The organism is Streptomyces sp. bgisy100, from assembly GCF_057709105.1.
Genome location: NZ_JBYITE010000001.1, coordinates 204,918 through 221,994, shown reverse-complemented (window position 1 = coordinate 221,994; position 17,077 = coordinate 204,918). Strand labels below are relative to the sequence as shown.

The following is a 17,077-nucleotide window of genomic DNA, read 5'->3' as shown; positions in this document are numbered from 1 at the left end:
GCCTCGGGCAGCGGTCGGGGGAACCGCCGCCATCCTGAGCAGCAGGCCGTTCTATCCGAATGACTCCGCAGGGAGATGCGGGCCGTCGTCCCCTTCATGCGGCTCGGCAGGACCTCCGGGCGCCGGCAGGCGTCGGCCTCGGCTGACGGCGACCCTGGTCATGCCCCGCAGCGCATCCGTCAGTTGTGACGCGAGCGCCAGAATCTCCTCTTCGGATGTGGAAGGGCGACCGAGCAGGGCTTCGCTGTAGTCCACGAGCGCGCCTGAGGCCGAGATCATCCCTTCCTCCGCGCTGTCAGCCAGTCGTGCCAGGGGGCCGCCATCACCACCCGTGCTGAGGAAGCACGGCTTGCCTTCCGACCCCGACCACGGCAGGAGCCGGAGTTCGGAGGCAACCTCCTTGCTCGTGAACGAACCGGACTCGCTGCCGCTGTTCTCGGTCACCGGACCCCCTCCTGTTCCGCATCAAACGCCTGCGTGGTGAATACCGCCTCCGCACGATCACCGGGCAGCACCAGGAGTGCCGCTGCCAGCACCCGGCCCTTGGCATCCGTCGATGTCCGTTCCACCGCCAGCACGGCAGTCCTGGCATTCAGGCGCAGCGTGTCGGCCTCCTCTGACGTCGGGCGGCGAGCGGTCACCCGCTCTACAGTGGCCACAGTGCGCACGCCGGCTGCGGCGAGCCTGTCCTCGATGTCGTCGCCCCACGGTGACCGGCCCTGATCGGGCATGCTGAAGTACGCCACGTGTCGCGGCACGTAGACGCGCGCCAGGCTGTACGGAGCGTCGCCCAGGTGGCTCAGGTAGACGTACTCGGTGAGCGGTGTGCCGGCAACCACCTGCAGGAGCGACATCAGATCGCCTCGTGCTTCCCTCGGGCTGGCACTGACGTTGACCTGCAACTCAGCGTCGTCCAGGGGCCTGCGGTCCGGCGCGCGCCTGTCGTTGGTGTACGTGATCCGCTGGAAGGGGTGGCGGACGAAGTTCCCCACGCCGTGGCGCTTCTCCAAGAGGCCTTCGCCTGCGAGCACGTCCAGGGCGTTGCGCAGGGTCGGCGTACTCACCTTGTGCAAGGCTGCCAGGGCCGATTCTGCCGGCAGGCGCTCGCCCGGTATCCAGGCGCCCGACGTGATGCGACGCCGAAGGTCGTCTGCGATGTGCTGGTAGCGGACAGCCATCGTGCCGATCACCTCCTGGCTGCCCGCAGGGCGGACAGCCTGGTGTTGGGGTGCATGGTCAGGGTCTCTCCGCTGGTGAAGCGCAAGCGCTTCGCTCGGGCGGGCAACGTGATCAGATCCATCACCCGGCACGGCAGCCCGCCGATCGTTATGACGTCCCCGCGCTGGACGGTGACCGACGTGACTTCGACCAGGACTGCCTCGTTCCGCCTAGGCATCAGCAGCCTCCCCGGAGGCTCCACGACCGCTCTCCTGCCGGTGGCAGAAGCAGGCGCACGTCTCGTAGATCACCGGGAGCCCCCGCGGCGGCGGGATCGACGTGTCCTCGGTGCACTGACCGTGCGCACCGATACGGCACGTGAGCGACCGGTAGGGAGGGACGGGGGCAATGCCTGCCTGCATGCGATGTTGGTCCGTCATCCGAGACTCCCCAGTGCCGGACCGGACGGGCAGACGAGCAGCGTTCGACGGCCGGCCCGGCTGCGCAGCAGTGCCCGTTCCTCGCTGGTCAACATGTAGGGGCGGATGAGGGTCGTGTCATCGGCGAGGATGGGCTCCGCGTACCTGGGGAGTCGTCGCCGCTCCAGCGACACGGACGGGTGCGGTGCAGTCGCAGACTGCCCGGACAGCGGTGTCGTGGGGCGGCGGCGATGGCGGCCCGAGGGTGGAACCTGCTGCCGCACAACCCATGCTGCGACACGACGGATAAGGTCGAACACGCTGATCAGCTCCCTAACGCTGATTGGCCGTGCCCCCGGACAGTGGCGACTGTCGCGGGGGTTTTGCTGATGGCGGCCCAAACGGTGCCGCCGCTCCTGCCACTGACGAGGCCGAACCAGTCGGCCACCTCCAACACCGTCACCAGCTCCGTCCACGCCTCGGCGGAAACCGAGGGCGGTACGCCGATCTCGATGCAGGTGTGGTCGCCGTGGTCCTTCACTCGCGGAGTGCGCCCAGCAGCGGAGAAGCGTGCGGCGATGGCGTCGACGCGAACATCGTGCGAGGGCACGCAGCACCCCTCCGTCATTCGGGAATCACCGAGTGTAAAGCTAGTTAACTAGATTAGAGCTAGTGGACTAGATTTTCCATATGCGCGAGCAGCCTCCCTACCTCCGAGTCGCCGACCTGTTCCGTCAGCGCATCTCCGACCAGGAGTGGACGCCGGGTGACCGGCTGCCGTCCCGGACTCAACTCGGCCAGGAGTGCGGGGTGGGTGAGAACGTCATCCGCCGTGCGCAGGAACTCCTCATCTCTCAGGGAGTCCTGGAAGGGCGCGCGGGCTCAGGGACGTACGTTGCCGAGCCGCGCGCACGGTTGCGCACGCTCCGCTCGCGGTACCGCGAGCCCCACGGAGGATCGCTGTTCAGCGTGGGCATGACCCCGATCGGGCGGCGGGGAGCCTGGGAAAGCCGAACCGAGTCGAAGGTCCCCGCTCCCGCGGACATCGCCACCCGGCTCGGCATTGCCGAGGGTGATCACTGCGTTCGGACGGCGTACGAGTTCCTTGCGGACGGCAAGCCCGTGCAGCTGTCGACGAGTTGGGAGCCGTACGAGATCACCGCAGGCACACTCGTAGTGCTGCCCGAGGGAGGGCCGCACGCCGGCAAGGGCGTGGTGGGCCGCATGACCGAGATCGGCATCACCGTCAGCCACGCGACCGAGCAGCCCGAGCCAGGAGCGGCCACCGCCGAGGAGGCGACGCTCCTGGGCGTGCAGCGGGGCGCGTTCGTCACCCGCATCCGGCGGACGTACTACAGCGACGAGGGCCGGGCGGTGGAGACGGCGGACATCGTCGTGCCCGCCGCTCTCTGCGAGATCGTCTACGAAGTGCCGGTTCAGCCGGTGACCGGGTAACGCCACTGGAGGTAGGACAACGCCCGCGCCCTCGCCTCCACAACGGCCATCCGGGCGTCCCGCTCCCCCGAATCCGTGTGAGCGGCCTGGCTGGTCGCCTGTCCGGGCCACTTGCGGTAGAGGAGCCCGTATTCGCGGGTGAACCAGCCCCGGCTGACTGAGTTCAGCGCCAGGAGAAGCCCGGTGTCCTCCGATGCCGGCAGCGCCATCCAGCCCCCGAGGGCGAGCAGCAGGTCCCGCCGGGCGAAGAGCGTCGCCGGGTGCACCTGGGCGCGGAAGTCGTGCTGCTGCCAGTGCTCCAGCACGGCACCGCGCTCGATGGCCCCCTCGTCCGGATCCTTGTCGAATCCGGCGGTTGAGCCGTCCGGCAGCAGATCGAGGACTCGCGAGGTGGCCCAGCCCAGGGTGGGGTCGCCTTCGAGAACCGCGAGATCACGTGCAAGAGCCCCCGACGTCAGCTGATCGTCAGCGTCCAGGACCTTCACGTACTCGCCGTCCGCGTGGGCGAGAGCGATCGTGCGGGCGACTCCGGGCCCGCCGGGCCGGCCCTGCCGGAAGGTCACCCGCGGATCGTCCGGCACATGAGGGGCGACATCGTCGGTGAAGCCGTCCTCCTGGACGAGCCAGTGCCACTCCCAGCCGTGGGGAAGCTCCTGTTCGCAGAGCGACTTGAAAGCGTCCGGCAGGAACTTGGCGGACGGTGCGTGCACAGCGGTGACGATGATGATGCGCCGGCGCACGGCGTTCACCACCTTTCCAGGGGAGTGGTGAAGAACATTTCCGTGCGGTCGCCGGGCAGCGTGATGTCGGAGACGTCCACCACCCGGTCATTGATGTCGTACGACGTCTTCCTCAGGACCAGGACCGCGGTCCCGGGCGGCAGCTCCAGCTCCTCCGCCTCTTCCGCCGTGGGCGGGCGGGCGGTGACGCGTTCCTCGATACGGCCCACTTCGATGCCGACGGTGTGCAGCTGGTTCTGCGTGCCCCCCGGCCACGGCTCGTTGGAGTCGTCCAGGAGGTCGGGGTTCCCCTCGACCATGTCGCGGACGAGGTAGGAGGTCACGAGGTTGAACGGCGCGTTCTCGGCCCGGTACCGCGTCCGGTACGAGCGCTCCAGGAGAGCCGTGCCCTCGGGAAGGCCGAAGGCCTCGGCGAGTTCCTTGTCCGCCTTGATCTCGCGATACGCCGCGTGAAAGACGAGGTCGTTCAGCTCCAGGCCGGTGTCGTGCTCAGTGGCTCCGGTCTGCGCTCGACGATCAGCCGGCTCACGGGCCCGGTCCTTCTCCCACTGATGGCGGCAGTTCGTGCGCAGCACGAGCGTCCGAGGGCGGCGAACGAAGTTGCCGCGGCCGTGCTGCTTCTCGATCAGGCCCTCGGCCTGCAGGAGCCGCAGTGCGTCCCGGATGGTCGGCACGCTTCGTCGGTAGCGCTCGGCGAGCTTCGTTTCCGCGGGTAGCCGGTCGCCAGGGCCGAGCTCACCTGCACGGATGGACTGACGGAGTTCGTCCGCGATCCGCTCGTACGCCTTCGCCACTGCCCCTCACCGCCCCTTCTCGCTGGACCCGCTCAGCATACGAGTCCTCAAGAGGTGTTGACGACTGGAGGAGGTGGACGTCATAGTTGAAACTCCTAAAGAGGAGTTGAGGACCTGACCTCTTTAGGAGTTCACGCACGCCGAAAGGAGTCCCGATGCAGTGCGCGATCAGCTACGGGATCCCCGAGGGGCTCCGGGCACACGGAGAGTCACCCGATGCCACACCCCATGACCGCCGAACCGCTGTCGCGCACCCGTTACCGCGGGACGCGCGACACCTGAGCAGTTCAGGACGCCCCCGCGGCTGAGCACTTCAGCCGGCGGCGGCGGTCGACGGGTCAAGGTTTGCCCGCCGCCCCGGCTCTCCCATCCCATCCAGGACTCAGGAGAGATCGAATTGCGAACGCACGTCAGCGACGAGGAAGCCCCGGAAGGCTTCCAACCCGACGCATCGGCCCACGTCACAGACCCGGTGCCCACCTACTTCCGAGAGCTCTTCCTCGGCGAATACGGGGAGTCCCCCGTGCAGCGGGCCGCCCGGACGGCCGTTGCCCGCGAGGTGCTGGCCGAGCTCCAGGAGGAGGGCGAGACCGATGAGGTCGCCCGCCAGAACGCGCTCTACGCCCAGCAGCTCAGCGAGATCGCACCGCTCTGGCGCAACGCCGAGGTCCCGGCCGCCGCGGAGGGAGAGGCGGCATGAACCTGGCCACCACATCCACCTGGGAGCCTCCGGCACTCAGCAGGGCGGAGAAGGTGCTGCTCGGCGCCGTCGGCGCGACCGGAGCCGGCGTCGGGGGCCTCGGCCTCGCTTCCTCGTTCAGCTCCGTCTCCGAGGCGGCACAGCGCTGGGGATTCTCCACGCCGTGGATGCTGCCGGTCGGCATCGACCTTGCCGTACCGGTCTTCACCGCAGCCAACCTGCTGTTGATCAGGCTGAACATGCCGCTGGCGTGGGTGCGGTTCGTGCCGTGGGCGTTGACGCTGGTCACCTGCTGGCTCAACGTCGCGGCGGGAACCTCGCTGTCGGCCAGGGTCGCTCACGGCACGATGCCGCTGCTCTGGGTCGTACTGAGCGAGATCGCCGCGCACGTCTACGCGGTCCGCATCGGAGTGTCCGCGGGAACGCGGATGGAGCGGATCCGCCGGTCCCGCTGGCTGTTCGCGCCCCGTACGACGCTGTTGCTGTGGCGCCGGATGGTGCTCTGGGAGATCACCGACTACCGGGAAGCCCTGGCCCTGGAAAAGCAGCGGCAGTTGGCGCGTGCCGAAATGCGCGAAACCTACGGCCGCCTCTGGCGGAGGAGCGCTCCGCGCCGGGATCTGGTGCTGCTCAAGCTGGGTGAACTCGCCAGCGAGCTCCCGCCACCGGTCGGCCGGGAACCTGAGAGCCGGTCGACGGGTGGCCCGGAACGACAGCGCCGGCGGAAGGCCGCAGCCGTCTCCACTGGGCCGCGAATGACCTGGGACGAGGCGAAGGCCAAGGCCCGCGAAGTGACAGCCGGCTGGCCGTACGAGGACTTGGACGCCGATCCCATCCGGAAGGCCGTCGGCTGCGGACAGGAACGATCCCGCCACCTGCGGGACGCCCTGCGAGCCGAGCGCCGTCAGCAGGGGGCGGAGGCAGAGCCCACCCCTGCGGCCGTCTGACGAACCCCGCTGTTCAGGCACTCATCCATCCATCGAGCTGGGGCCCGGCCGCTGCTTTGGCCGGTAGGGCCGGGCCCGGCTTCCCACCCGAAAGGGGAACCGCCAGTGAATCACGGGGACCACGACGACCAGGAGCACGCGTTCTTCGCGCGCCTGGAGAAGGAGATGCACGCCGACTCCGGACAGTCGGCCGACGACTCCGGCGAGCGTCGGCCGGACCGGACCCGCCCGACTGAGTCGGCCGACTCCCACCGCGGTGGGTCGGGCGGCCCTGACGAAATCACGATGGTCGACCGTCCCGGAGGCCCGTCCGACCCTGGGCTGATGCAACGCGTACGCGGAGCGAAGCGTCGTTCCGTCGTTCCTGCCTGGGCCAGGTCGTGGCACGAGTTCACGACCGCGGGGAAGGGGGTCGCCGAGTACGCCTGGCACCTCACCGCGTACCACGCAGTCCGCACTCCCTGGTATGCCCTGCGTCTCACGCTGCAAGTGCCCCGCGGAACCGTCCGTTTCATCGGTGGATCGCTGCGATGGATCGCGGACGCCGAAGGGGAACCCTTCCGACAGGCCGCGGCCACCCGCGAGGACGTCGGCGAGTATCTGAAGCTCTCCCGTCAGCGGGACCGCCGCGTCCGGTGGCGCACCGTCGTGTCCGTCGTCTCTGCGGTCGTAGGTCTCACCACGGCGCTCTCGCTCTACGTCCTCGCCCCGTCCTGGCTGCTGATGCTGTCGGGCGTGGTGGTGACCATGGCCATGGGCCGACTGGGACAACCGGCCGACGACCCCGTTTTCCACAGGGCTGTGGAGATCCCGAAGGCCACCAGGCTCACCAGCGACATCGTGCTGCGCGCCCTCGGTTCGCTGGGCATTCCGGCGATCAACCAGGCTCAGTCCAAGGGCGGCGAGGGCTTCGCCTTCACTGCGCCCATCACCCGGGACGGCCCCGGCTGGCTGGCCGAGGGGGATCTCCCGTTCGGAGTGACCGTGACCGATGTGGTCGACCGTCGGGAGAAGCTCGCATCCGGTCTCCGTCGGCCGCTGGGCACGGTGTGGCCGGAGGCTGTTCCCGACGAACACACCGGCCGACTGAGGCTGTGGGTCGGGGACCGGGACATGTCCCAGACCAGGCAGCCGGAATGGCCCCTCGCGAAATCCGGGTCGGTCGACCTGTTCAAGCCCAGCGCCTGGGGAACCGACCAGCGCGGTCGGTGGGTCGATGTGACGCTGATGTACCTCGCCGGCGTGATCGGCGCCATCCCGCGCATGGGCAAGACGTTCCTCCTTCGGCTCCTGCTGCTGATCGCCGCTCTCGATCCTCGGGCAGAAGTGCACAGCTACGACCTGAAGGGGACCGGCGATCTCGACCCGGTGGGCAACGCCATCGGCTACCGGCACCGGGCGGGAGACGACGAGGAGGACATCCTCTACGCGCTCGCCGCCATGCGGGAGCTCCAGGGCGAGTTGCGGCGCCGTACGAAGGTCATCCGGGAACTGCCGCGGGACATCTGCCCGGAATCGAAGGTCACGACGGAACTCGCGTCGAAGCGCTCTCTCGGCCTGCACCCCATCGTGGTGGGCGTGGACGAGTGCCAGAAGTGGTTCGAGCACTCCAAGCATGGCAAGGAGCTCGAAGAGATCTGCACCGACCTCGTGAAGCGCGGGCCGGCGACGGGCATTGTGCTGCTGCTGGCCACCCAGCGGCCGGACGACTCCAGCCTCCCGAAGGGCATTTCGGCGAACGCGTCGGCACGCTGGTGCCTCAAGGTCATGAGCCACATCGAGAACGATCTTGTTCTCGGAACGGGCGCGTACAAGCGCGGCGTCCGGGCGACGATGTTCGCCTGGGGCGACAAGGGGGTCTGCTACTTCCTCGGTGAAGGCGCCGACGCCCGGATCGTCCGATCGATCGAAGTCGATGCCGTGCTGGCGGAGCGCGTCGCGCAACGAGCCCGAACCATGCGGGAGCGCGCCGGAACGCTCGCCGGACACGCGCTCGGCGAAGGGCCGGCAGCCGACACCGCCCCGGCGTACGACCTGTTGGCCGATCTCCTCATCGCCGTTCCGGCCAACCGGTCCAAGGTCTGGAACGAGAGTGCCGTCTCCCGTCTCGCGGAGCTGCGGCCCGACATCTACGGCGGATGGGCCCCGGAGCAGCTCACGGCGGCTCTGAAGCCGTACGGCATCCGGACCGTGCAGGTGTGGGGCACCACCGACGACGGCAAGGGCGCCAACCGCCGCGGTGTCCGGCGCGCCGACATCCTCCAGTCCATTGCGGAGCGTGACGGGAACTCCGACGCCGCGTAGCCGTCGACCGCCGCCGGACCTAGCGGTGACCCCCGCTAGGTCTAGCAGCGCCGCTAGCGCCAGATACCCCCTCTGAACAGGCAACTAGTTCCTAGCTGCCCTGCCCGAGCACACCCTGATTCCGGCCCTGGGAGGGACCTCATGTCCTCGCTGCTCTCCGCTATGCCCGTCCTGCTGCTCGCTGTCGCCTTCTACGCAGCGTTGTGCGCGGTCAGCCCGTTCGGCACCTGCCGCAGGTGCCGGGGGTTCGGCTTCCAGATCAAGCAGAGCCGTCGCGGACACCTCAGCCGCGGCCGGGAGTGCCGCCGCTGCGAGGGCTACGGCCGTCGGGTCCGCGCCGGGCGCCACCTCTTCAACCTCGTCTCCCGCCTCCACAGCGAAGGCACCCGCTGACTTCCCGAAGGAGCAACGCCATGGTCCTCACGATCTCCGCCATCGCCCTGTTCGGTCTCCTCCTCGCGCTGCTGCTCCGCTTCAAGGTCGTCGGCGCCGGCGCCGCCCTGGTCGCCGGGCTGTTCGGCTTCTACCTCGCGCGGACGGGCGCCGCCGCATCCGTCGACCAGGTGATGACGGCCCTCGGCAGCGCCATCCGCGACATCGGCAACTGACGCCCACGAACGACTCCCCGATGCGGCGACCGGAGCGACCGGTTCCCGCCGACACGAAAGGACTGCCCATGCGTGAACATCCCAGCCCGTGGTTCCACAGCTTGACCGAGAGCGTGTTCGCTCTGGCAGCGGCGACCCGCGAGTGCAGGGCCGCCCGACAGACGGCGCAGGCCGCTGTCTGGAACACCGAACCGGCACGGCTCCGACCTGCCGAAGGCTCGGTGAGCGTGGCCGGGAGGGACTTCATCCGACCGCACGTCGACACCCTGTGGAGGCTCGGAGACCTCTACCAGGACGTGGAGAGCCGCGCCAAGGAGCTCTACGAGAACACGGCGTTGGCCTACGCCTGCGGGACGGCCGCGGCGCTGCTGGCCGTCCTCGACGGCGCGCGTCCCCGACACATCGAACTCCCGCGCGTCAACGGTCTCTACGTACCTCCCGAAGGCCTGCTGCCGGACCTCGCTGAGCGGCTGGCCACGTGGGAAGGGCACGACCGGCTCGCTCTCCTCCGTAGGGACGTCATCGACCGCGGGAGCGCCCGCGCCGAGGTCGACGCCTTCGCCTTCAACGAGGACCTTGCCGACTGCCCGTCCGCCGATGTGATCAGCGCGGCCAAGATCGCGGCCGGGCTCGCCGACAGCGCCCACGCATACGGCGAAGCGGCAGAAGAGGCATTGCACTTCGCGCTGCTCGCGGCGCCTGCCGGCACCACCGAGGAGACCGAGTGACAGACGACGGCAGGTGCGTCTTGATCCGCCTCGGCGGACCTGCCACCGGAGCGCCTCAGCACTTCTGAATTCGCCCGGGGCAGCGGTCGACGGGTCAAGGACGCCCGCTGCCCCGGCCTCCCATCCCATCCAGGTACAGGAGGTGCCATCAGCATGCACCACGACACTCCCTGCCCGCTGCTCCGCGCTGCCCACGAGGCGACGGCCCGCGGCTGGCACATCTTTCCCCTCGTCCCCGGCGGAAAGCGCCCGGCGATCCGCTCCTGGGAACCCCGCGCGACCGACGACGCACGACGGATCTCCGCCTGCTGGACCGCCGGGCGGTACAACCTCGGCATTGCGGCCGGCCCCTCCAGGCTGGTGATCATCGACCTGGACGTCCCGAAGCACGACCGGGACCTCCCGCCCGCCGGAACCCCTGCCGCTGTGGGCTGCGGGGCGGACATGCTGGCCGTACTCGCCGAGGACCGACGGCAGCCCTTTCCCGGCGACACCTACACCGTTCGTACGCCGACCGGCGGCGCACATCTGTACTTCGAGGCACCCGAGGGCCCCGAGCTGCGCAACACCGCGGGAACACTCGGATGGAAGATCGACACGCGGGCAGTGGGCGGCTACGTCGTCGGCGCCGGCAGCACCGTGAGCGGTGAGCCCTACACCGTCGTTCGCGATCAGCTGCCCGCCCCGCTGCCGGGCTGGCTGGCGGCTCTCCTCACTCCGGCTCAACTGCCGCCGCAGAGCGCCGTCACGGTCCCCCTGAGGGCGCGGGACCGGCACAGCGCATACCTGCGTGCCGCCGTCTCCGGAGAGCTGGACCGTGTCGGCCGGGCCTGGGAAGGCAACCGCAACAACGCTCTCTACCAGGCCGCGGTGGCACTGGGGCAGCTCGTCGCCGGCGGGGAGCTGCGCGCGGAAGAGGTGAGCGACTGGCTGACTGCCGCCGCTGTCCGCACCGGCATCACGGAAGCAGAGGCCCGACGCACCATCGTGTCCGGCCGGCGCGCGGGAGCGAAGCGGCCCCGCACCGTCGCTCGGAGGGCCGCGTGAACGAGTCCCCGAGCCACACCCCGCTCCACCTGCACTCCGCACAGCCGCCCCCTGAGCCGCAGCCCCTGCAGCCCGCCCAGCAGCGCATCCGCACGGCGTGGACCGCGGATGAGCTGATGGCCACCGAGTTCCCGGCTCCGCGCTGGGCTGTCCCCGGCATCATCTCGGAGGGCGTCAACCTCCTGGCCGGACCGCCGAAGGTCGGCAAGTCCTGGCTGTCCCTGGGACTTGCTCTCTCGGTCGCGGCCGGCGGCAGAGCCATGGACAGCGTTCCGGTCGACGGCGGGCCGGTTCTCTACCTCGCGTTGGAGGACACTCCGCGGCGTCTGCAGACCCGCATGCGCAAGATGCTCGGAGACGGCCGGGCACCGGCGACGCTCACCCTGGCCACCTCGTGCCCGCCGCTTCCCCAGGGCGGCAACGAGGCCATCGCCCAGTGGATCGAACGCCATCCCGACGCGCGGATGATCGTGATCGATGTGTTCGCCAAGATGCGCGGCACCTCCGCGCCGGGCTCGTCGGCCTACGACGCGGATTACGCGGCCGTCGGCCACGCCAAACGCATCGCTGATCACTACGGCATCGCCGTGGTGCTGGTGCATCACGTGCGCAAGGCCGCGTCCGACGACTTCCTGGCCGAGGTCTCCGGGACGAACGGCCTGGCGGGTGCCGCAGACGCCACCCTCGTGCTGAAGCGGTCTCGCGGCCAGGCCGACGGTGTCCTGCACGTGACGGGCCGCGACGTCGACGAGGCCGAGTACGCGCTCCGCTTCTGGGCCGAGGCCGGCGCCTGGCAGCTCCTCGAAGGCCCCGCCGCCGACCACACGATCGGCGACACCCGGGCCACGATCCTTCGCTACGTCCGCGAACACCCCGGCGCCAAGCCGAAGCAGATCGCCGAAGGCACCCGGCTGGATTCGGTTCTCGTCCGGCAGACCTGCTCGCGGATGGCCAACGACGTCCAGCTCATCAGGAAGGCCGGGGGTTACGTCGTCGCCGGCCAGAACGGGAGTGAGGCATGAAGCGTCACAGCCGTCACAGTGTCACGACCCCGGCCGGGACCCGGCAAAGCCACGTACGGGAGGCGGAGGTCGTGCGGATGGACACGGGCTCCGAGCCGTCCGCGCCCGCCGACCGGGCGTCATCGCTCGACGTCCTCACCGTTCCGGAGGTGATGAAGCGGCTTCGGATGAGCCGCCCCAAGGTCTACGACCTGCTCCGCACCGGAAAGCTGCAGAGCTTCACCGAGGGCCGTGCCCGCCGCATCCCCGTCGTCTCGCTCGCCGCATACATCCAGCACAAGATCGAGGAGGCTGCCTGATGGCCAAGCGACCCAACGGTGGGGGAACCATCACCAAGCGCTCCGACGGTCGCTACCAGGGCGCCGCGTACGTGACGAACGCGTCCGGGGAACGGGTCAGGAAGTTCGTCTACGGAAAGACCTGGGACGAGACGAACGAGAAGCTCTCCAAGCTGCAGGACCAGGAGCGCCAGGGCGTCCCGGTTCCGGACCGAAACTGGAAGCTGGGGGACTGGCTCGACTACTGGCTGGCCGAGATCGTGCGCCCCAACCGCGAGCCCGGCACGTACAGCAAGTACGAGACGATGACCCGGCTCTACCTCAAGCCGAAGCTCGGCAGGACGGTCCTGACCCGGCTGACGCCCACACAGGTACGCGGCCTGCTCGCCTGGATGCGCCGGGAGATCCCCGAGCAGCACTCGACGCATGCGGAGGCGCTCCGGGTGCTGCGGAACGCGCTCAACCGCGCCATGCAGGAGGAGTTGGTCGGCCGGAACGTGGCCAAGCTCGTGGACATGCCCAGCGAGCAGACCAAGCGAAAGACCCCCTGGACCGCTCCGGAGGCCATCCGCTTCCTCCGCGCGGCCCGTGCGCACCGGCTCTACGCCGCGTTCGTGCTCGTCCTGGTGCTGGGCTTCCGGCGCAGTGAGGTGCTGGGGCTGCGGTGGCAGGACGTCGACTTGGAGAACGACCTGCTCTCACCCACCATGCAGATTCAGCGGGTGAAGGACGAGGACGGAAACTCCCGGCTCGTGCTGAAGAAGCTCAAGACGGAGTCGTCCACCGCGACTCTGCCGCTCCCGCTCTTCTGCCGTGAAGCCCTCGACGACCGCCGGTATTTGCAGCGCCTGGAACGGAAGAAGGCCGGCGAGGACTGGAGCCAGGAGCCGGACGCGGATCTCATCTTCTCCGAGCGCAACGGCGGCCCCATCGAGCCGCGGGGATTCTCACGGTCCTTCGAAGCGCTCGTGAAGCGGGCCCGCGTGCGTCCCATCACCGTGCGCCTGGCCCGGCACACCTGCGGCACTCTGCTGGCCTGGCTCAAGGTGCATCCGCGGGTGGCGAAGGCCATCCTCCGGCACAGCCAGATCAGCATGACGCTGGACATCTACACGCACGTGCCCGACGGGGACGAGCGGGACGCGGTGACCCTGCTCGGAGACCTGCTGAGGGGCGAGAAACCCATCGGTTGATGTCACCCGTGGATGTCAAAGAGCACCTGCTAGTGATAGCAGGTGCTCTTTGCGCTGGTGGGGCTAACAGGACTTGAACCTGTGGCCTCTTCCTTATCAGGGAAGCGCTCTAACCGTCTGAGCTATAGCCCCGCGCTGCACCGAAAGATTAGCGCACGTCGGGCGCAGTCCCAAAATCGGTTACTCGTCCTCCGCCAGCGTCAGCTCCACGCCGCCGACGAAGCCCGCCGACAGGTTGTAGATGAACGCGCCCAGCGTCGCCAGCGCCGTGGCCAGCACGACGTCGATGACGGCGATGATCGAGGTGAACGTCAGCACCCGCGGCAGCGACAGGAACGACTCCAGATCGAAGCCGCTGCCCTCGTTGGAGCCCGTGGCCTCGCTGATCGTGCTGCCGACCGTGGTGAAGACGCCCATCGCGTCCATGACCATCCAGAGCACCGCCACGGCCACGACGGTGCAGATGCCCAGGGCGATGGAGAGCAGGAAGCTGACCTTCATCACCGACCACGGGTCGGCCTTGGCCACCCGCAGCCGCGCCTTGCGGATGCGCGGGGCCGTTCGCGCCGCCGCGTCCGTGCGGGGCCGCCGCACGGAGGACTGCCCGCCGCCCTGCCCCTCACCGGCCGGCGCGGGGTAGGCCTGCGGCGGGTGGTACGGCCGGTCGGCCGCGGACCCGGCCTTGGCCTCGGGCTGCGGGAGCACCTTCCCGGACTGCGCCTGCGCGGACTGCTGGGCCTGCGAGGACTGGGCCTGCGCCGACCGAGCCTCCGCGGACGGCGCCGGTGCCGCTGCCTCGGGCTGCGCGGCGGCCTCCGGCTGGGCGCGGAGCGGGCGGGTGTCCGTCGTCGTGCCGCCGCCCTGGGAGCTCTTCTCCCGGGCGCCGTCCCGCGCGGACGCCGCTGCGGCGTCCCCGGAAGCACCACGGGCGCCGTCCGACGCGGTCGCGGACTCCGAGGAGGCTTTTTCCCCGGCTGTCGGACCGCCCGAACCGGCGCCCGTGGCTTTACTCACGACTTACTCCTCGTGCTCGTCCGCCGGGGCCTCGATGCCCTCGGCAGGCTCCGGCGCGGCGCCCTCGACTGCGTCGGCGATCTCCTCGACCTCTTCAGCCACGCGACCGGCCTCGGCGTTCCGGGCGATACCGACCACGGCATCGCGCTTGCCCAGGTTGATCAGTTGGACACCCATGGTGTCACGGCCCGTTTCCCTGACTTCGCTGACCCGGGTACGGATCACACCGCCGCTCAGCGTGATGGCGAGGATTTCGTCGCTCTCCTCCACCACCAGCGCCCCGACCAGCGAACCCCGGTCCTCCACGATCTTGGCGGCCTTGATGCCGAGGCCACCGCGACCCTGGACGCGGTAGTCGTCGACGTCGGTCCGCTTCGCGTATCCGCCGTCGGTGGCGGTGAAGACGAACGTACCCGGCCGGACGACATTCATCGAGAGCAGTTCGTCGTCCTCGCGGAAGCTCATGCCCTTCACGCCCGAGGTGGCACGCCCCATCGGGCGCAGCGCATCGTCCGTCGCCGTGAACCGGATCGACTGCGCCTTCTTGCTGACCAGCAGCAGATCGTCCTCCGAGGAGACCAGCTCGGCGCCGATCAGCTCGTCCTCGCGGCCGTCGTCCATCTCCCGGAGGTTGATCGCGATGACGCCGCCCGAGCGGGGCGAGTCGTAGTCCTTCAGCGGGGTCTTCTTCACCAGGCCGGACTTGGTGGCCAGCACCAGGTACGGGACGGCCTCGTAGTCCCGGATCGCCAGGATCTCGGCGATCTGCTCGTCCGGCTGGAACGCCAGCAGGTTCGCCACGTGCTGCCCGCGGGCGTCCCGGCCGGCGTCCGGCAGCTCGTAGGCCTTCGCCCGGTACACCCGGCCCTTGTTGGTGAAGAACAGCAGCCAGTGGTGGGTGGTCGAGACGAAGAAGTGGTCGACGATGTCGTCCTGCTTCAGCTTCGTCCCGCGCACGCCCTTGCCGCCGCGCTTCTGCGACCGGTAGTCCTCGGTCTTGGTGCGCTTCACATAGCCGCCACGGGTGATCGTGACGACGATGTCCTCCTCGGCGATCAGGTCCTCGATGGACATGTCGCCCTCGAACGGCACCAGCTTGCTGCGCCGGTCGTCGCCGAACTTGTCGACGATCGCCGCGAGCTCCTCGCTGATGATCTGCCGCTGCCGCTCCGGCGAGGCCAGGATCGCGTTGTACTCGTTGATCTTCGTCTGCAGCTCGTCGTGCTCCTGCACGATCTTCTGCCGCTCCAGGGCGGCCAGCCGGCGCAGCTGCATCTCCAGGATCGCGTTGGCCTGGATGTCGTCGATCTCCAGCAGGCCCATCAGGCCCTCGCGCGCGACGTCGACGGTCTCACTGCGCCGGATCAGCGCGATGACCTCGTCGATGGCGTCCAGCGCCTTGAGCAGACCGCGCAGGATGTGCGCCCGCTCCTCGGCCTTCCTCAGCCGGAACTTGGTGCGGCGGACGATGACCTCGACCTGGTGCGTCACCCAGTGCCGGATGAACGCGTCCAGCGAGAGCGTGCGCGGCACACCGTCGACCAGCGCCAGCATGTTGGCGCCGAAGTTCGTCTGCAGGTCGGTGTGCTTGTAGAGGTTGTTGAGGACCACCTTGGCGACGGCGTCCCGGCGCAGCACGATGACCAGCCGCTGGCCCGTCCGCGACGAGGTCTCGTCCCGGACGTCCGCGATCCCGCCGATCTTGCCGTCCTTCACCAGGTCGGCGATCTTCTGCGCGAGGTTGTCCGGGTTCACCTGGTACGGCAGCTCGGTGACGACCAGACACTGCCGGCCCTGGATCTCCTCGACCTCGACCACCGCGCGCATGGTGATCGAGCCGCGCCCGGTCCGGTACGCCTCCTCGATGCCCTTGCGGCCGACGACCAGCGCACCGGTCGGGAAGTCCGGGCCCTTGATCCGCTCGATGAGGGCGTCCAGCAGCTCCTCGTGGGTGGCCTCGGGGTGCTCCAGCGCCCACTGCGCACCGGCCGCCACCTCCCGCAGGTTGTGCGGCGGGATGTTGGTGGCCATACCGACGGCGATACCGGCCGAGCCGTTGATCAGCAGGTTCGGGAAGCGGGCCGGCAGAACCGTCGGCTCCTGGTTCCGGCCGTCGTAGTTGTCCTGGAAGTCGACGGTGTTCTCGTCGATGTCCCGGAGCATCTCCATGGACAGCGGCGCCATCTTGCACTCGGTGTACCGCATGGCGGCCGCCGGGTCGTTGCCCGGGGAACCGAAGTTGCCGTTGGAGTCCACCAGCGGCATGCGCATGGACCAGGTCTGCGCCAGGCGCACCAGGGCGTCGTAGATGGAGGAGTCGCCGTGCGGGTGGTAGGTACCCATGACGTCGCCCACGACGCGGGCGCACTTGTAGAAGCCCCGCTCGGGCCGGTAGCCGCCGTCGTACATCGCGTACAGGACGCGGCGGTGCACCGGCTTGAGGCCGTCACGGACGTCGGGCAGCGCTCGCGACACGATGACGGACATCGCGTAGTCGAGGTAGCTGCGCTGCATCTCCGTCTCGAGCCCGACGGGCTCGACGCGCATGCCCACGCCCTCGATGGCGGCGGGCAGGCCCTCCGGCGTGACGGTCTCGGGGAGATCGGGAGTGTCTGGGGTGTCGTCGGCCATGGCTGGTCGAAGTCCTTTCGAGGTGCGGCGTAACGGGCC

General features: G+C 69.3%; 19 protein-coding genes and 1 tRNA gene. 11 read left to right on the top strand and 9 right to left on the bottom strand.

Annotated features, from left to right (window positions below; all coding sequences use genetic code 11):
* Positions 1 to 51 precede the first annotated feature (51 nt).
* The 4 genes from AC3EQ1_RS01075 to AC3EQ1_RS01060 form a co-directional block, all read right to left on the bottom strand.
* Positions 52 to 444: a hypothetical protein gene (locus AC3EQ1_RS01075; RefSeq protein ID WP_432092306.1), complete on the bottom strand. Its 393-nt coding sequence runs from the start codon at positions 442 to 444 to the stop codon at positions 52 to 54.
* Positions 441 to 1,190 (bottom strand): GntR family transcriptional regulator, encoded by a 750-nt coding sequence (locus tag AC3EQ1_RS01070; protein ID WP_432092305.1) that lies wholly within the window; start codon positions 1,188 to 1,190, stop codon positions 441 to 443. Before AC3EQ1_RS01070 ends, AC3EQ1_RS01075 begins: the two co-directional genes overlap by 4 nt.
* Positions 1,187 to 1,396: a hypothetical protein gene (locus AC3EQ1_RS01065; RefSeq protein ID WP_432092304.1), complete on the bottom strand. Its 210-nt coding sequence runs from the start codon at positions 1,394 to 1,396 to the stop codon at positions 1,187 to 1,189. Before AC3EQ1_RS01065 ends, AC3EQ1_RS01070 begins: the two co-directional genes overlap by 4 nt.
* A 506-nt stretch (positions 1,397 to 1,902) precedes the next feature.
* A complete protein-coding gene (locus AC3EQ1_RS01060; protein ID WP_432092303.1) occupies positions 1,903 to 2,187 on the bottom strand; it encodes a hypothetical protein in 285 nt (94 codons plus the stop codon).
* 80 nt (positions 2,188 to 2,267) lie between these two features.
* Between AC3EQ1_RS01060 and AC3EQ1_RS01055 the strand changes: the two genes are divergently transcribed.
* Positions 2,268 to 3,032, top strand: a complete 765-nt coding sequence (locus tag AC3EQ1_RS01055; protein ID WP_432092302.1) for a GntR family transcriptional regulator — start codon at positions 2,268 to 2,270, stop codon at positions 3,030 to 3,032.
* Here the strand turns inward: AC3EQ1_RS01055 and AC3EQ1_RS01050 are convergent.
* Complete coding sequence (locus AC3EQ1_RS01050) at positions 3,014 to 3,772, bottom strand: glycosyltransferase family 2 protein (protein WP_432092301.1); 759 nt, start codon at positions 3,770 to 3,772, stop codon at positions 3,014 to 3,016. The two genes, AC3EQ1_RS01055 and AC3EQ1_RS01050, sit on opposite strands and share 19 nt — an antisense overlap.
* Positions 3,773 to 3,777: 5 nt before the next feature.
* Entirely contained in the window at positions 3,778 to 4,566 is a 789-nt protein-coding gene (locus AC3EQ1_RS01045; protein ID WP_432092300.1) for a GntR family transcriptional regulator, read from the bottom strand.
* A 397-nt stretch (positions 4,567 to 4,963) separates the two neighbouring features.
* Here AC3EQ1_RS01045 and AC3EQ1_RS01040 point away from each other — a divergent pair, with 397 nt between their 5' ends.
* From AC3EQ1_RS01040 to AC3EQ1_RS00995, 10 genes are all read left to right on the top strand, one after another.
* Positions 4,964 to 5,266 carry a hypothetical protein gene (locus AC3EQ1_RS01040; RefSeq protein ID WP_432092299.1) on the top strand — a complete coding sequence of 101 codons (303 nt, stop codon included), beginning with the start codon at positions 4,964 to 4,966 and terminating at the stop codon, positions 5,264 to 5,266.
* Positions 5,263 to 6,213 carry a DUF2637 domain-containing protein gene (locus AC3EQ1_RS01035; RefSeq protein WP_432092298.1) on the top strand — a complete coding sequence of 317 codons (951 nt, stop codon included), beginning with the start codon at positions 5,263 to 5,265 and terminating at the stop codon, positions 6,211 to 6,213. The genes AC3EQ1_RS01040 and AC3EQ1_RS01035 overlap by 4 nt, the downstream gene beginning before the upstream one ends.
* 165 nt (positions 6,214 to 6,378) lie before the next feature.
* Positions 6,379 to 8,517 carry a cell division protein FtsK gene (locus AC3EQ1_RS01030; protein WP_432092385.1) on the top strand — a complete coding sequence of 713 codons (2,139 nt, stop codon included), beginning with the start codon at positions 6,379 to 6,381 and terminating at the stop codon, positions 8,515 to 8,517.
* Positions 8,518 to 8,658: 141 nt separating this feature from the next.
* Positions 8,659 to 8,910: a hypothetical protein gene (locus AC3EQ1_RS01025; RefSeq protein ID WP_432092297.1), complete on the top strand. Its 252-nt coding sequence runs from the start codon at positions 8,659 to 8,661 to the stop codon at positions 8,908 to 8,910.
* 20 nt (positions 8,911 to 8,930) lie between these two features.
* Positions 8,931 to 9,125, top strand: coding sequence for a hypothetical protein (locus AC3EQ1_RS01020; RefSeq protein WP_432092296.1), 195 nt, complete (start codon positions 8,931 to 8,933; stop codon positions 9,123 to 9,125).
* 68 nt (positions 9,126 to 9,193) lie between these two features.
* Positions 9,194 to 9,853 (top strand): hypothetical protein, encoded by a 660-nt coding sequence (locus AC3EQ1_RS01015; protein WP_432092295.1) that lies wholly within the window; start codon positions 9,194 to 9,196, stop codon positions 9,851 to 9,853.
* Between the two features lie 153 nt (positions 9,854 to 10,006).
* Positions 10,007 to 10,900 (top strand): bifunctional DNA primase/polymerase, encoded by an 894-nt coding sequence (locus tag AC3EQ1_RS01010; protein ID WP_432092294.1) that lies wholly within the window; start codon positions 10,007 to 10,009, stop codon positions 10,898 to 10,900.
* Positions 10,897 to 11,922, top strand: a complete 1,026-nt coding sequence (locus tag AC3EQ1_RS01005) for an AAA family ATPase (protein WP_432092293.1) — start codon at positions 10,897 to 10,899, stop codon at positions 11,920 to 11,922. The genes AC3EQ1_RS01010 and AC3EQ1_RS01005 overlap by 4 nt, the downstream gene beginning before the upstream one ends.
* A complete protein-coding gene (locus AC3EQ1_RS01000; protein ID WP_488187135.1) occupies positions 11,919 to 12,221 on the top strand; it encodes a helix-turn-helix domain-containing protein in 303 nt (100 codons plus the stop codon). The genes AC3EQ1_RS01005 and AC3EQ1_RS01000 overlap by 4 nt, the downstream gene beginning before the upstream one ends.
* Positions 12,221 to 13,393, top strand: coding sequence for a tyrosine-type recombinase/integrase (locus tag AC3EQ1_RS00995; RefSeq protein ID WP_432092291.1), 1,173 nt, complete (start codon positions 12,221 to 12,223; stop codon positions 13,391 to 13,393). Before AC3EQ1_RS01000 ends, AC3EQ1_RS00995 begins: the two co-directional genes overlap by 1 nt.
* 55 nt (positions 13,394 to 13,448) lie before the next feature.
* Here AC3EQ1_RS00995 and AC3EQ1_RS00990 read toward each other — a convergent pair.
* The 3 genes from AC3EQ1_RS00990 to gyrA form a co-directional block, all read right to left on the bottom strand.
* A tRNA-Ile gene (locus AC3EQ1_RS00990) sits at positions 13,449 to 13,525 on the bottom strand.
* Positions 13,526 to 13,573: 48 nt separating this feature from the next.
* Entirely contained in the window at positions 13,574 to 14,407 is an 834-nt protein-coding gene (locus AC3EQ1_RS00985; protein ID WP_432092290.1) for a DUF3566 domain-containing protein, read from the bottom strand.
* 3 nt (positions 14,408 to 14,410) lie between these two features.
* Positions 14,411 to 17,038 carry a DNA gyrase subunit A gene (gene gyrA / locus AC3EQ1_RS00980; protein WP_432092289.1) on the bottom strand — a complete coding sequence of 876 codons (2,628 nt, stop codon included), beginning with the start codon at positions 17,036 to 17,038 and terminating at the stop codon, positions 14,411 to 14,413.
* Positions 17,039 to 17,077: the final 39 nt, after the last annotated feature.

Excerpts from the sequence above, each read along its gene's own strand:
- AC3EQ1_RS01065 (WP_432092304.1), bottom strand. The coding sequence starts at position 1,396 with ATGCCTAGGCGGAACGAGGCAGTCCTGGTCGAAGTCACGTCGGTCACC.
- AC3EQ1_RS01055 (WP_432092302.1), top strand. The coding sequence starts at position 2,268 with ATGCGCGAGCAGCCTCCCTACCTCCGAGTCGCCGACCTGTTCCGTCAG.
- AC3EQ1_RS01035 (WP_432092298.1), top strand. The coding sequence starts at position 5,263 with ATGAACCTGGCCACCACATCCACCTGGGAGCCTCCGGCACTCAGCAGG.
- AC3EQ1_RS01030 (WP_432092385.1), top strand. The coding sequence starts at position 6,379 with ATGCACGCCGACTCCGGACAGTCGGCCGACGACTCCGGCGAGCGTCGG.
- AC3EQ1_RS01025 (WP_432092297.1), top strand. The coding sequence starts at position 8,659 with ATGTCCTCGCTGCTCTCCGCTATGCCCGTCCTGCTGCTCGCTGTCGCC.
- AC3EQ1_RS01020 (WP_432092296.1), top strand. The coding sequence starts at position 8,931 with ATGGTCCTCACGATCTCCGCCATCGCCCTGTTCGGTCTCCTCCTCGCG.
- AC3EQ1_RS01015 (WP_432092295.1), top strand. The coding sequence starts at position 9,194 with ATGCGTGAACATCCCAGCCCGTGGTTCCACAGCTTGACCGAGAGCGTG.
- AC3EQ1_RS01010 (WP_432092294.1), top strand. The coding sequence starts at position 10,007 with ATGCACCACGACACTCCCTGCCCGCTGCTCCGCGCTGCCCACGAGGCG.
- AC3EQ1_RS01000 (WP_488187135.1), top strand. The coding sequence starts at position 11,919 with ATGAAGCGTCACAGCCGTCACAGTGTCACGACCCCGGCCGGGACCCGG.
- AC3EQ1_RS00995 (WP_432092291.1), top strand. The coding sequence starts at position 12,221 with ATGGCCAAGCGACCCAACGGTGGGGGAACCATCACCAAGCGCTCCGAC.
- gyrA (WP_432092289.1), bottom strand. The coding sequence starts at position 17,038 with ATGGCCGACGACACCCCAGACACTCCCGATCTCCCCGAGACCGTCACG.